General features: G+C 70.5%; 13 protein-coding genes. 5 read left to right on the top strand and 8 right to left on the bottom strand.

What is annotated here, in order from left to right:
- Positions 1 to 8: 8 nt before the first annotated feature.
- The 6 genes from OG758_RS25270 to paaA all read right to left on the bottom strand — a co-directional run bounded on the left by OG758_RS25270 (position 9) and on the right by paaA (position 5,092).
- Positions 9 to 1,142: an acyl-CoA dehydrogenase family protein gene (locus OG758_RS25270; protein ID WP_326712068.1), complete on the bottom strand. Its 1,134-nt coding sequence runs from the start codon at positions 1,140 to 1,142 to the stop codon at positions 9 to 11.
- A gap of 192 nt (positions 1,143 to 1,334) precedes the next feature.
- Positions 1,335 to 2,393 carry a 2Fe-2S iron-sulfur cluster-binding protein gene (locus OG758_RS25265; protein WP_326712067.1) on the bottom strand — a complete coding sequence of 353 codons (1,059 nt, stop codon included), beginning with the start codon at positions 2,391 to 2,393 and terminating at the stop codon, positions 1,335 to 1,337.
- Positions 2,393 to 3,019, bottom strand: coding sequence for a 1,2-phenylacetyl-CoA epoxidase subunit PaaD (paaD, locus tag OG758_RS25260; protein ID WP_326712066.1), 627 nt, complete (start codon positions 3,017 to 3,019; stop codon positions 2,393 to 2,395). The genes OG758_RS25265 and paaD overlap by 1 nt, the downstream gene beginning before the upstream one ends.
- A complete protein-coding gene (gene paaC, locus OG758_RS25255) occupies positions 3,013 to 3,759 on the bottom strand; it encodes a 1,2-phenylacetyl-CoA epoxidase subunit PaaC (protein WP_326712065.1) in 747 nt (248 codons plus the stop codon). The genes paaD and paaC overlap by 7 nt, the downstream gene beginning before the upstream one ends.
- Entirely contained in the window at positions 3,756 to 4,046 is a 291-nt protein-coding gene (gene paaB, locus OG758_RS25250; RefSeq protein ID WP_116512039.1) for a 1,2-phenylacetyl-CoA epoxidase subunit PaaB, read from the bottom strand. Before paaB ends, paaC begins: the two co-directional genes overlap by 4 nt.
- Positions 4,043 to 5,092 carry a 1,2-phenylacetyl-CoA epoxidase subunit PaaA gene (gene paaA, locus OG758_RS25245; protein WP_326712064.1) on the bottom strand — a complete coding sequence of 350 codons (1,050 nt, stop codon included), beginning with the start codon at positions 5,090 to 5,092 and terminating at the stop codon, positions 4,043 to 4,045. Before paaA ends, paaB begins: the two co-directional genes overlap by 4 nt.
- Positions 5,093 to 5,342: 250 nt before the next feature.
- Here paaA and OG758_RS25240 point away from each other — a divergent pair, with 250 nt between their 5' ends.
- From OG758_RS25240 to OG758_RS25230, 3 genes are all read left to right on the top strand, one after another.
- Positions 5,343 to 6,299, top strand: coding sequence for a DUF5819 family protein (locus OG758_RS25240; RefSeq protein WP_326712063.1), 957 nt, complete (start codon positions 5,343 to 5,345; stop codon positions 6,297 to 6,299).
- Positions 6,296 to 7,486: an HTTM domain-containing protein gene (locus OG758_RS25235; RefSeq protein ID WP_326712062.1), complete on the top strand. Its 1,191-nt coding sequence runs from the start codon at positions 6,296 to 6,298 to the stop codon at positions 7,484 to 7,486. The genes OG758_RS25240 and OG758_RS25235 overlap by 4 nt, the downstream gene beginning before the upstream one ends.
- Before the next feature lie 100 nt (positions 7,487 to 7,586).
- Positions 7,587 to 8,369, top strand: a complete 783-nt coding sequence (locus OG758_RS25230) for a TrmH family RNA methyltransferase (RefSeq protein ID WP_326712061.1) — start codon at positions 7,587 to 7,589, stop codon at positions 8,367 to 8,369.
- 20 nt (positions 8,370 to 8,389) lie between these two features.
- On the opposite strand, the gene paaN is transcribed toward OG758_RS25230, so the two are convergent.
- Positions 8,390 to 10,096 (bottom strand): phenylacetic acid degradation protein PaaN, encoded by a 1,707-nt coding sequence (paaN, locus tag OG758_RS25225; protein ID WP_326712060.1) that lies wholly within the window; start codon positions 10,094 to 10,096, stop codon positions 8,390 to 8,392.
- A 250-nt stretch (positions 10,097 to 10,346) separates the two neighbouring features.
- On the opposite strand from paaN, the gene OG758_RS25220 reads away from it, so the two are divergent.
- Both OG758_RS25220 and OG758_RS25215 read left to right on the top strand, forming a co-directional pair.
- Entirely contained in the window at positions 10,347 to 11,870 is a 1,524-nt protein-coding gene (locus tag OG758_RS25220; RefSeq protein ID WP_326712059.1) for a 3-hydroxyacyl-CoA dehydrogenase, read from the top strand.
- Positions 11,867 to 12,457 (top strand): TetR/AcrR family transcriptional regulator, encoded by a 591-nt coding sequence (locus tag OG758_RS25215; protein WP_326712058.1) that lies wholly within the window; start codon positions 11,867 to 11,869, stop codon positions 12,455 to 12,457. The genes OG758_RS25220 and OG758_RS25215 overlap by 4 nt, the downstream gene beginning before the upstream one ends.
- A 15-nt stretch (positions 12,458 to 12,472) precedes the next feature.
- Here the strand turns inward: OG758_RS25215 and OG758_RS25210 are convergent, their stop codons facing one another.
- The gene (locus OG758_RS25210; RefSeq protein ID WP_326712057.1) at positions 12,473 to 13,051 is read right to left on the bottom strand and encodes an Lrp/AsnC family transcriptional regulator; all 579 of its coding nucleotides are present in this window, start codon (positions 13,049 to 13,051) and stop codon (positions 12,473 to 12,475) included.
- Between the last annotated feature and the right edge of the window lie 81 nt (positions 13,052 to 13,132).

The raw sequence follows: 13,132 nt of genomic DNA, 5'->3' as shown, positions 1-13,132 counted from the left end.
CCTCTGGCTCAGCCGAGGGGATGGGCCGCCAGTAGGTCGCCGAGTGTTTCCTCGTGGGCGGCTGCCGGGCCGAGTGACAGTTCCAGATGCTTGGCCCAGGCGTGGTAGCGGTGGAGCGGGTAGTCGGTGTCGGCGCCGAATCCTCCGTGCAGATGCTGTGCGGTCTGGACGACGCGTCGTACGCCTTCCGATGCCCAGATCTTGGCGACCGCGATGTCGCCTGCCGTGGGGAGCGCTCCGTCTGCCTGGGTGCTGATGCGCCAGGCGGCCTGCCAGAGGGTGGCCTCCATGGCGCGCAGATCGATGTATCGGTCCGCGGCCTGGACCGCGACCGCTTGGAATGTCGCCACCGGGTAGCCGAACTGTTCGCGCTTGCTCGTGTAGTCGCCGGTCATCCGGAGGACGCGTTCGCCGAGGCCCAGGGCCAGGGCGCAGGTTCCGGTGGTGAGGAGCTGGTGCAGCCGGTCCCAGGCCTCGGCGGTCTCGATGATCTGGTGGGGGTCGAGGCGCACGGAGTCGAGGTGGAGTTCGCCGAGGCGTTCGCCGGTCGTGGAGATCTGTTCGGCGAGGCTGAGTCCTTCGTGCGGGTGGGGCAGTACGGCGATGACGGTGCGGCCCTGTGGGGTGTGGGCGGGTACGGCGATGTGGTCGGCGTTGTGCGCCCAAGGCACGCCGGTCTGGGTGCCGTCGAGGATCCAGGTGTCCGTGTCGCGGCGTGCGCTGACGGCGAGTTGGGCCGGGTCGTGGCCGGTGCGGCCTGCGGAGGCGGCGGTGAGGACGAGCTCACCGCGGGCTGCCCGGAGGAGGATCCGCTCCTTCAACTCGTCGCTGCCGTAGGTCTGTACGGCGACGGCGGTCGCGGTGTGCTCCAGGAGCGGGACGCGGGCGAGTGCCTTGGCGGATTCCCGTAGGACCAGGCAGAGCGCGATGGCGTCCAGGCCCGCGCCGCCGTGTTCGGGGGCGAGCAGGAGGCTGAGCAGGTCGGCGTCGTTGAGTTTCGACCAGAGAGCTCGGTCGAAGTCGTCGGCGACCGCGCCGGGGGTGAGGGCCGGGCTCGGCACGCTGTCGGGCGCGACCGGGCCGAACACGGCCTTGGCCGCCTCGACGGCCGCCTGCTGTTCTTCGGTGAAGGTGAAGTCCACTGCCCTGTCCCTCCGTGCACCGGTTCGTCGTGGCGACCGCCAGGATCTGACGGTGCGTCAAGGTAGAACAAGTTCTACGAGAAGGGAATACGCGGAGGGAATGCGAGGGCAGTGGGGGGTGCTCAGCCGTCAGCCGTCAGCCGTCAGCCGTCAGCCGTCAGCCGTCAGCCGTCAGCCGTGAGCCGTGAGCGGTCAGCGGTCGAAGTCCAGCTCCACCGTCTCCGTGGCCGGGTGGGACTGGCAGGCGAGTACGTAGCCGGCGTCGGTCTCCTCGGGTTCGAGTGCGAAGTTCCGGTCCATGCGCACCTCGCCCGAGACGAGGAACGCGCGGCAGGTTCCGCAGACGCCGCCCTTGCAGGCGTACGGCGCGTCGGGGCGGTTGCGCAGCACTGTCTCCAGGAGTGATTCGCCGTCGTCGACGGGCCAGGTGCCGGAGCGGCCGTCGAGCTGGGCGGTGACCGTGGAGTGCGCGAGGGCCGGTGCGGGGCGGGCGGGTGCCGCTCCGTCGTCGACGTGGAAGATCTCCTCGTGGATGCGGGCTCTTCGTACTCCGAGGGCGCGCAGCGTGCGCTCCGCTTCTTGTACGAGTCCGAAGGGCCCGCACAGGTACCAGCCGGCTACCTCGTCTACGGGGAGCAGCGCGGGCAGGAGGGTCGTCAGGCGCTCCTGGTCGAGGCGGCCGGAGTCGAGGCCGGCCTGCTGTTCCTCCCGGGACAGGACCGTGACCAGCTGGAACCGGTCGGGGTAGCGGTCCTTCAGGTCGGCCACCTCGTCCAGGAACATCGTCGACGCGGCGGTGCGGTCGCTGCGGATGAGGCAGAAGCGGGCGTGCGGTTCGCGGGCGAGCAGGGTGGCCGCGATCGACAGGACCGGGGTGATGCCGCTGCCGCCGACCACGGCGGCGTAGAGCCCGGGGGCGGGCTCGAGGATGAAGCGGCCGGCGGGGGTCATGATCTCAAGGGTGTCGCCGACGGCGATCTCCTTGAGGGCGTACGTCGAGAAGGAGCCGCCTTCGACGAGGCGGACGCCGACGCGGAGGGTCCGAGGGCCTTCGGGGCCCGGGGCCGGCGAGCAGATCGAGTACGTGCGCCGGATCTCGCCGTCGTCGGCCGGGCGGCGCAGGGCGAGGTGCTGGCCCGGCGCGTGGCGGAATTCCTTGCGAAGAGATTCGGGGACCTCGAAGGTGAGGGCCACGGAGTCATCGGTGAGCCGGTCGACCGCGGCTATGCGGAGCTGGTGGAAGCGGGCCATCACAGCTCCTTGAAGTGGTCGAAGGGTTCGCGGCAGTCGAGGCAGCGCCGCAGGGCCTTGCAGGCGGTGGAGGAGAAGCGGCTCAGCAGTTCGGTGTCCGTGGATCCGCAGTGCGGGCAGTGCAGAGGGGCGTCGCCTGCCTCGGGGGCGCCGAGGAGCGTCGCGGCGGCCGCGTCGGCAGCTGTGCGCGTGGGTGGTGTGGTGCGGGTGGGACCCAAGACGACGGTCACCGGTCCCTGGTGCTCCCGGACGGCGCGGGGTGGAGCTATGCCGAACTCCCGGAGCTTGCGGCGGCCCTCGTCCGTGATGTCGTCCGTGGTCCAGGCGGGTGCGAGCACCCGCCGGACGGTGACGTCCGGTATTCCGCGCTCGTGCAGGACGCGCTCGATGTCCGTGGACATGGCCTCGACGGCCGGACAGCCCGTGTAGGTGGGGGTCAGCTCCACCTCGACGCTGCCGGGGTTGAGGCAGTGGACGGCGCGGAGCACGCCCAGCTCTTCCAGGGTGAGTACGGGCAGTTCGGGGTCGGGCACGGAGCCGGCGAGGCGGCGCAGCTCAGCTTCGAGTGGCGTCTCCGGTCGGTCGGCGGTGTCCTGGGGGGAGGCCTCGGGAGCTTTGGTCACCATGACGCCCCCGGGTGGCTGCGGTGGAGGTGCTGCATCTCGGCGAGCATTCGTCCGAACGGTTCCGTGTGCAGGCCCTGGCGTCCGGCGCCGGCGCTCCAGGCCCCGGTCCGCGGTCCCTCCGGGACGGCCAGGGTCGCCCGCTCCAGGACGGCGGTGACCGACGCGGTCCAACTGGCCTCCATCTCAGGCCAGTCGATGTCGATGCCGTCGACGGGCTGGAACATCTCTCCGGTGTGGCGCCAGAGTGCGTCGCAGGCTTGCTGCATCCGGTCGTGGCTTTCGGCGGTGCCGTCCCCGAGGCGTACGGTCCACTGCTCGGCGTGGTCCTGGTGGTACGCGACCTCCTTGACCGCCTTGGCGGCGAGACCGGCGAGCGGTCCGCCGGTCTCGGCGAGACGGCCGTACATGAGGCGCTGGTACGTGGAGAAGTACAGCTGTCGGGCGATGGTGTGGGCGAAGTCTCCGTTGGGCTGTTCGACCAACTGGACGTTGCGGAAGGCGCGTTCCTCGCGCAGGTAGGCCAGCTCGTCCTCGTCGCCGACGAGGGAGAGCAGGACCCGGGCCTGGCCGAGGAGGTCGAGCGCGATGTTGGCCAGGGCGACTTCTTCTTCGAGGACCGGGGCGTGCCCGGCCCACTCCCCCAGTCGGTGCGACAGCACGAGCGCGTCGTCGCCCAGGGCGAGCGCCGCGGCAGCGGTGACGGCGCCGGCGGAAGAGGCGGGGTTCAGGGACGTGGTCACAGGTGCTTCACCCCTTCCGGGATCTCGTAGAACGTCGGGTGCCGGTACGGCTTGTCGGCGGCGGGCTCGAAGAAGGGGTCCTTCTCGTCGGGCGAGGAGGCGGTGATCGAGGTGGACGGGACGACCCAGATCGAGACGCCTTCGCCGCGGCGGGTGTACAGATCGCGTGCGTTACGCAGGGCGAGTTCGGCGTCCGGCGCGTGCAGGCTTCCCGCGTGAGTGTGCGACAGTCCGCGCCGGGAGCGTACGAATACCTCCCACAGCGGCCAGTCCTTCGCGTCGCTCATGCCGTCGCCTTTCCGTTCGCCCCGGAGTGCTTCGCCTCGGAGTGTTTCGCCGCGTGGGCCGCGGCCGCTTCCCTGACCCAGGCGCCCTCGTCGTGCGCCTGCCTGCGCTGGGTGATCCGCTGTTCGTTGCACGGTCCGTTGCCCTTGAGGACCTCCCAGAACTCCGTCCAGTCGATGGCTCCGAAGTCGTGGTGCCCGCGCTCCTCGTTCCACACGAGGTCCGGGTCGGGGAGGGTGAGCCCGAGGGACTCGGCCTGCGGGACGCAGATGTCTACGAAGCGCTGGCGCAGCTCGTCGTTCGAATGGCGCTTGATCTTCCACTCCATCGACTGCGCGGAGTGCGACGACTCGTCGTCCGGAGGGCCGAACATCATCAGCGACGGCCACCACCAGCGGTCGACGGCGTCCTGCGCCATCGCGTGCTGGGCCTCGGTGCCGCGGCTCAGGGCGAGGAGCAGTTCGTAGCCCTGGCGCTGATGGAAGGACTCCTCCTTGCAGATCCGCACCATGGCGCGCGCGTACGGCCCGTACGAGCAGCGGCACAGGGGGACCTGGTTCGTGATTGCCGCGCCGTCCACGAGCCAGCCGATGGCGCCGACGTCCGCCCAGGTCAGCGTCGGGTAGTTGAAGATCGACGAGTACTTCTGACGGCCGCTGTGCAGCTTGTCGAGGAGCTCGTCGCGGCCCGTGCCGAGTGTTTCGGCGGCGCTGTACAGGTACAGGCCGTGGCCGGCCTCGTCCTGGACCTTGGCCATCAGGATCGCCTTGCGGCGCAGCGAGGGGGCGCGCGTGATCCAGTTGGCCTCCGGCTGCATGCCGATGATCTCGGAGTGGGCGTGCTGCGCGATCTGGCGCACGAGCGTCGCGCGATAGGCGTCCGGCATCCAGTCCCGGGGCTCGATGCGCTCCTCCGCCGCGACGGCGGTGTCGAACGCTGTCTGGTACGCGGCGGTGCCCGGCGCCTGGCCCGGGGCGGTGCCGGTGGCGTCGGACGTGGCGTGGGCCGCCTGTGTCCGCGCCGCTTGGTGCGCAGCTGCTGTCGCCATCCCGGTCTCCCTCGACCTTGAGCGAATCTCCCGACCGATCGTTCGGTTCGTTGGATTCAATGGTGGGACGTGGCGCCGTAGGGTGTCAACCCTGCGAGGTCCGCCTGTGGATAAGTCCCACGCCTCTGTGCCTCGCGTGCGCGGCTGAGTACCGTGCCGGTGCGGCGGCGGGAGCGGGCCGTGGGGCGAGGAATCGGTTCGGCAAAAGCGCGGACCGGAAACATCGGGAGACTCGGGGAAACGGGGCGGCATGGACGCGTACGACAAGGGCCCGACCGCCCGGCGTTCCGGCCCGGAACCGCTGCCGGATCGTTTGCGGGGCCCTTCCCCGGACGAGGTACCTGAGGCCGGCCATGTACTTGAGGCCGGGCAAGTGCCTGAGCCGGATCTCCCGTCCCCGTCCCTCACACCCCCACCCCTCGCACCCTCACCCTCGCCCTCATCCGCTGTGCCCCGCATAGGCCTGTCGGCCCTCTCCCTCCGCTACCAGATCGCCGCCGCCTGCGCGCTCGTCGTGGTCGCTCTCGTGGCGTGTGTGCACGTCGCGATGGTGTTTCTGCACGTCGCTCCGTCCAACACGGTCTCCAAGCAGTACGGCCGGGCCGTCGACAGCTGGATCTATCCGGAGTTCGAGCAGAACTGGAAACTGTTCGCGCCGAACCCGCTCCAGCAGAACATCGCCGTGCAGGCCCGCGCGGAGGTCCGTACGGCCGACGGCGGTACGCGTACGACCGGCTGGTACGACCTGTCCGCACGGGACGGCGCCGACATCGACGGGAATCTGCTGCCCAGCCACACGCAGCAGAACGAGTTGCGCCGGGCCTGGGACTTCTATGTGTCCGCGCACGACAGCGAGAACCGCCCGAACGGTCTGCGCGGCCAGCTCTCCGAGCGCTACATCCGCCGGATCGCCGTCCTGCGGCTGTCCCACGAGGACGGGCTGACGGCCGACGGCAAGACGGCCGCCGGCAAGCAGCCCACCATCGCCCGCGTCCAGGTCCGCTCGCGGACCACCAACGTGGCGCCGCCCCCGTGGAGCGACGAGAAAGTGGATCCCAAGCCCCTCTACCGGGAGGTTCCCTGGTGGACGGTGACGGTCGCGGACCGGGCACTCGACAGCAACAGCAACAGCAACAGCCAGGGTCAGGGTCAAAACGGCAACAGCACGCGCGCGCGTGCTGCCTCTGACGGGACGGATGCCCGGTGAACCGCATCGACCGCGTCACCGGGTCCGCCCTCGGGCCCTACCAGAGCGCAGTGATCCGAATCGGTTTCTCCGCGACCTGGCTGCTGTTCCTGCTGCGCGAGTTCCCCAACCGCCACGAGCTGTACGGGCCCGACGGGCCGTGGAGCTGGGACATGGCGCAGCAGCTCATCGCCGGCAACGGCGCCTTCACCGCTCTGATGTGGTCGGACGGCCGCGTCTGGTTCGAGATCGTCTACGCCGCCGCGGTCGTGAGCAGCGCACTTCTGATGCTGGGCTGGCGCACCCGGACCATGTCCGTCCTGTTCATGATCGGCGTGCTCTCACTGCAGAACCGCAGCATCTTCATGGGCGACGGCGGCGACAACGTCATCCATCTGATGTCGATCTATCTGGTGTTCACGCGGTGCGGGCTGGTCTGGTCGCTGGATGCGCGGCGAGCGGCACGCGTGCGTGAGCACTTTGCGCGTGAGGGCGACATCGGCCCGTCCGACGTGGTGGGTCCGTTGCTGTGGTGGCTCGCGGGGCTCGGGCTCTCCGTGATCACGTTCATGGGGGTCGTGAGCGGGGGCTGGCTGGTCGTGTTCTGGGGGCTGTGGGCCGTGCAGGGCCTGTGGTGGGCGGTGAACCGGAGGGACCCGTACAGTGAGCGCCGGCAGCTGCTCGACGTGATCGCGAACTTCGCGCACAACGCCGCGCTTCTCGTGATCATGGCGGAGGCGTGTCTGATCTACGCGACCGCCGGCTGGTACAAGATCCAGGGCAGTCGCTGGCAGGACGGGACGGCGGTCTACTACCCGCTCCACCTGGACTACTTCTCGCCCTGGCCGGCCCTCGGTGATCTGCTCGCCTCCCACGGGCTGATGGTGATGCTCGTGTCGTACGGGACCGTCGCCGTACAGGTCGCCTTCCCGTTCACGCTGTTCAACCGGCGCTTCAAGAACGTCCTACTGGTCGCCATGATGTGCGAGCACGCGGCGATCGCCGTGCTGCTCGGGCTGCCGTTCTTCTCGCTCGCGATGATCGCCGCCGACGCGGTGTTCCTGCCGACGCCGTTCCTGAAGCGACTGGGTGGATGGGTGGCACGCGCGCGTGGAGGCGTGTTTTCCCGTTCGGCCGGTGCCTCTACGGTTCCGGGGCCTCGCGCCGCGGAGAGCCCCGACCAGGCCCACGTAGGCTTCACGTCGTGAGCGGGGCGAACGGCGTGCACAGGCACACAGGGTGAACAGGCAAGCAGCATGAGCAGGCACACAGCATGAGCAGGGCGCACGGCATGAACGGGCGAGCAGCATGAGCAGGGCGGATAGCGCCGGCGTCGACGAATGGCGCGCCCGTGCCGAGACGTCCGTCCTCCTCGACGGGTTCCACGCGCTCAAGCACGCCCTGCGTTTCGGTGCGCGCGTGCCCGTGGCCCTGGCTGCCAGCCGTGCCGCCGCGCTCGCCCTGGCCGAGGAGCTCGCCCCGGACGTGCGGGATGCCCTTGACGGGCTTTTGGTGGAGGTGCCGGAGGAGACGCTGCGAGCCCTCGTGCCGCGTCTGCATCCCACGGGGGTGGCCGCGCTGGCGGTGCGTCCCGACCGGGCGGCGAACCTGGCCGCCGTGGCGCACCTGCCGAGGACCGCGCCCGTCGTCGTCCTCGACAACCCCCGCAACCTCGGCAACGCGGGCGCCGTCATCCGGCTCGCCGCGGGCTTCGGGGCGACGGGCGTCGTCATGACCGGCAGCCTCGACCCCTGGCATCCGACTGTCGTACGCGGTGGTGCGGGCCTGCACTTCGCGACGGCGGTCGAGCGCCTGGCGGTGGAGGAGCTGCCGCCGGGGCCCGTGTACGCGCTCGATCCGGAGGGCGAGGACATCCGGGGGACTGCGCTGCCGGACGACGCGCTGCTCGCCTTCGGCTCGGAGCGCAGCGGCCTGTCGCCCGAACTGCGCGCCCGCGCCGACCATTTGGTGTCGCTGCCGATGCGGGCGCAGGTCTCCAGCTACAACCTGGCGACGAGCGTCGGCATGACGCTCTTCCACTGGAGCACCTGTGGCACGCCGGGCGGTCCCGCGGGCCGCCCGGCTGCCTGAGCTGACGCCGGTCGGAGGCCTCAGGCCTCCTTGCGCACCTCCACCACCCGGAAGCGGTTCGACACGAACGCTCCGTCGCACAGCGCCGCGTTGGCCGCGGGGTTGCCGCCGGAACCGTGGAAGTCCGAGAACGCCGCCGTCTGGTTCACGTACACCCCGCCCGTGAGGTTGATGGACAGCTGGGCGCACTCTTCGAGGCAGACCTCTTCGACGGCTTCGACGACCTCGTCGGAGGTCGTGTACGCGCCGACCGTCATCGCGCCCTTGTCGCGCACCGTGCGCCGCAGCAGGTCCAGTGCGTCCGTCGTGGAGTCGACGGCGACGGCGAAGGAGACCGGGCCGAAGCACTCGCTGAGGTAGGCGGACTCGGAGTCGGCGCCGTCCCAGAACTTCCGCGCGCCGTCCTGCTTGACGATCATCGGCGTACGGACGACGGCGCCCGGGAACTCCGGGTTGCTGATCTCCCGTGAGGCGAGGGCGACTTCGCCGAGGCCGGAGGCGGCCTCCAGGCGGGACTTCACGTCCGGGTTCACCAGGGCGCCGAGCAGCGCGTTCGCCCGGGCGTCGTCGCCGAGGAGGCCGCCGACCGCGGCCGCGATGTCGGTGACCACCTCGTCGTACGTCTTGGGGCCCTCGTCCGTGCTGATGCCGTCGCGCGGGATGAGCAGGTTCTGCGGGGTGGTGCACATCTGGCCGCTGTACAGGGACAGGGAGAACGCGAGGTTCGCCAGCATTCCCTTGTAGCGGTCGGTCGAGTCGATGACGACCGTGTTGACGCCGGCCTTCTCCGTGTAGACCTGTGCCTGCCGGGCGTGCGTCTCCAGCCAGTCGCCGAACGCCGTCGAGCCCGTGTAGTCGATGATCTTGATCTCGGGGCGCAGGGCGATCGTCTTGGCGATGCCTTCGCCGGGCTTCTCGGCGGCCAGTGCCACCAGATTCGGGTCGAAACCGGCCTCGGCGAGGACCTCGCGGGAGACCTGGACGGTGAGGGCGAGGGGCAGCACCGCGCGCGGGTGGGGCTTCACCAGGACGGGGTTGCCGGTGGCGAGGGAGGCGAAGAGGCCCGGATATCCGTTCCACGTGGGGAACGTGTTGCAGCCGATGAGGAGCGCGATGCCGCGCCCGACCGGCGTGAACTGCTTGCCGAGGACGAGGGGGTCGCGCTTGCCCTGCGGCTTGGTCCACTCCGCCGCGTCCGGTGTGCGTACCTGCTCGACGTACGCGTACGCCACCGCTTCGAGCCCGCGGTCCTGCGCGTGCGGGCCGCCCGCCTGGAACGCCATCATGAAGGCCTGGCCGCTGGTGTGCATCACGGCGTGCGCGAACTCGTGCGTACGCGCGCTGATCCGGGCCAGGATCTCCAGGCATACGGCGGCGCGTGCCTCGGCGCCCGCCTCGCGCCACGCGCGCATGCCCGCGCGCATCGCGGGGAGCAGGACATCGAGGTCGGGGTGCGGGTAGGTCACGCCCAACTCGACGCCGTACGGCGAGATGTCGCCGCCCACCCAGTCGTCCGTGCCGGGCTGGCCGAGGTCGATCCGGGTGCCGGAGAGCGCGTCGAAGGCGGCCTTGCCCTCGGGCATGCTCAGGCTTCCGTGCTCTCCGTAGGCCTTGGGGTGCTCGGGGTGCGGCGACCAGTACGCGCGCGTACGGATCGCTTCCAGCGCTTGGTCAAGGGTGGGCCGGTGCTTGGCGATCAGGTCGTGCGCGGTGACTTCGGCGGCCATGGCGGACCAACTCCTCGTCGAGACGGCTCTTCGTCGAGCCGGCGAGCTGGGCAGGAACAGCTGGGCAGGAACAGCTGGGCAGGAACAGCTGGGCAGGAACAGCTGGGCAGGAACAGGCAGACACGGCTAGAGTAACCGAACGATCGGTCGGGACAAGGGGGTCCGTCGAACCTGTGGAAAACTTCGCGCCCGCCGCTGCGCCCCGACCCCCGGGCCTTCGGCCGTCGTTCCGTGCGGGAGGATCGCGACCATGACAGCACTCGAGCTCGGCAGCCCCGAACGCCTTGTGGGCGTGGTGGGCACCGGCACCATGGGCCAGGGCATCGCCCAGGTCGCCCTGACCGCCGGCCACCCCGTCCGGCTCTACGACGCCGTGCCGGGACGCGCCCGGGAGGCTGCGGACGCCATCGCCGCGCGCCTGGACCGCCTGGTCTACAAGGGCAGGCTCGACGCGGCCGAGCGCGACGCCGCCCGCGCGCGTCTGAGCCCCGCAGAGTCCCTCGAGGAGTTCGCGGGGGCGGCGCTCGTCGTCGAGGCCGTACTGGAGCGGCTCGACGTGAAACAGCAGCTGTTCACGGACCTGGAGGAGATCGTCGGGGACGACTGTCTGCTCGCGACCAACACCTCGTCCCTGTCCGTCACGGCCGTCGGCGGCGCGCTGCGCCTGCCGGGCCGCCTCGTCGGCCTGCACTTCTTCAACCCCGCGCCCCTGATGCCCCTGGTCGAGGTGGTCTCCGGGGCGGCGACCGACGTCACGGCGGCCACGCGCGCGTACGAGACGGCCCGCGCCTGGGGCAAGACGCCCGTCGTGTGCGCCGACACCCCCGGATTCATCGTCAACCGCATCGCGCGCCCCTTCTACGCCGAGGCGTTCGCGGTCTACGAGGAGCAGGGCGCCCAGCCCGCCACCATCGACGCCGTCCTGCGCGAGTGCGGCGGCTTCAAGATGGGCGCCTTCGAACTGACGGACCTCATCGGGCAGGACGTCAACGAAGCGGTCACCCGCTCCGTGTGGGAGGCCTTCTTCCAGGACGTGAAGTTCCGGCCGTCCCTCGCCCAGCGGCGCCTGGTCGAGGCCGGCATGCACGGCCGCAAGACAGGCCGCGGCTGGTACGCGTACGCGGACGGCGAGGAGCGCCCGGAGCCGCACACCGCGCAGCCCGCCCAGGCGCCCGCCTACGTCGTCGCCGAGGGCGATCTGGGGCCTGCCGCCGAACTCCTCACTCTGATCCGCGAGGCGGGCATCCCGGTGCGCGAGGAGGACGAGGACAACGGCACGCGCCTGGTCCTTCCCAGCGGTGGCCAGCTCGCCCTCGCGGACGGCCAGACGTCGGTCGAGTACCGGGACGTCATCTACTTCGATCTCGCGTTCGACTACCGAGCCGCCACCCGCCTCGCTCTCGCGACCTCTCAGGAAGCGTCCCCGCAGACCCTGCGCGAGGCCACCGGGCTCTTCCAGGCCATCGGCAAGGACGTGAGTGTCATCGGGGACGTGCCCGGCATGATCGTCGCCCGCACGGTCGCGCGGCTCATCGACCTGGCGCACGACGCCGTCGCCAAAGGAGTGGCCACTCCGGAGGACATCGACACGGCGATGCGCCTGGGCGTCAACTACCCGCTGGGGCCTGTCGAGTGGAGCAGGAAGCTCGGCAAGAACTGGGCGTACTCCCTCCTCGACGATCTGCACCTGCGCGACCCGTCCGGCCGTTACGCGCCCTCGCTCGCGCTCTACCGCCACTCGTACGCCTCCGACAAGCGGGAGGGCTCCGCATGACCACCGCAAGGCGCGACACCTACACGCCCGAGACCCTCCTGTCGGTCGCCGTGCGGGTCTTCAACGAGCGTGGCTACGACGGCACGTCGATGGAACATCTCTCCAAGGCGGCCGGTATCTCCAAGTCGTCGATCTACCACCACGTCGCCGGCAAGGAGGAACTGCTGCGCCGCGCCGTCAGCCGCGCGCTCGACGGCCTCTTCGGGATCCTGGGCGAGGAGCACGCGCGCGTGGGGCGCGCCGTCGAGCGCCTGGAGTACGTCACCCGGCGCATGGTCCAGGTCCTGATATCCGAGCTGCCGTACGTGACCCTGCTGCTGCGTGTGCGCGGGAACACCGACACGGAGCGCTGGGCGATGGAGCGGCGCAGGGAGTTCGACCACCAGGTGGCCGAGCTCCTGAAGGCGGCCGCGGCCGACGGTGACGTGCGGGGCGACATCGAGGTGCGGCTCGCGACCCGCCTCGTGTTCGGCATGATCAACTCGATCGTGGAGTGGTACCGGCCGGGCGGCCGGGGCATGGACGACCGCGAAGTCGCCGACGCCGTCGTGCAGTTGATCTTCGGAGGGCTGCGCAAGGAGGGCTGACGGCCCCCGGGCGCGTCAGGCGTCCGGCTCCAGGTCCTCCTCCTCGAACACCAGCAGCGTCCGCGTGCTCAGCACCTCCGGCATGGCCTGGAGCTTGGTGAGCACCAGTTCCCGCAGTGACCTGTTGTCCTGCGTGTGCACCATCAGGAGCACATCGAAGTCGCCGCTGACCAGCGCGATGTGCGAGGCCTCCGGGAGCCGGCGCAGCTGCTCGCGCACGGTGCGCCAGGAGTTCTGGACGATCTTGAGCGTGATGTACGCGGAGGCGCCCTGCCCTGCCCGCTCGTGGTTGACGCGGGCGCCGAAGCCGCGGATGACGCCGTCGTCGATGAGCCGGTTGATGCGCGCGTAGGCGTTGGCCCGTGACACATGGACGCGCTCGGCGACGGAGCGTATAGAGGCGCGGCCGTCCATCTGGAGCATCTGCAGGATGTCGCGGTCGATCGCGTCCAGCGGGCGCGGCTGGTACTCGGGGCGGCCGTCGGGCGGCCGGTGCGGCGAGTCCGGACGGCCGACGGGGCCGGTGTCGGGCGCTCGGGGCGAGGACTCGGGGCGGTCGCCTCCCGGGCCGTCGGCCATTCGTTCAGATGCCATGTCCCCCCGCCTCCCTACCATGGACGTACTGCGTCCATCCCAGGCTGTGCAGAACCGTTTGTCCACAGCCTGGAGGTGCCT

The sequence above is a fragment of the Streptomyces sp. NBC_01474 genome (genome assembly GCF_035918215.1).
Classification (GTDB): Bacteria; Actinomycetota; Actinomycetes; order Streptomycetales; family Streptomycetaceae; genus Streptomyces; species Streptomyces aureus.
This window is presented reverse-complemented; position numbering and strand designations above follow the sequence as displayed.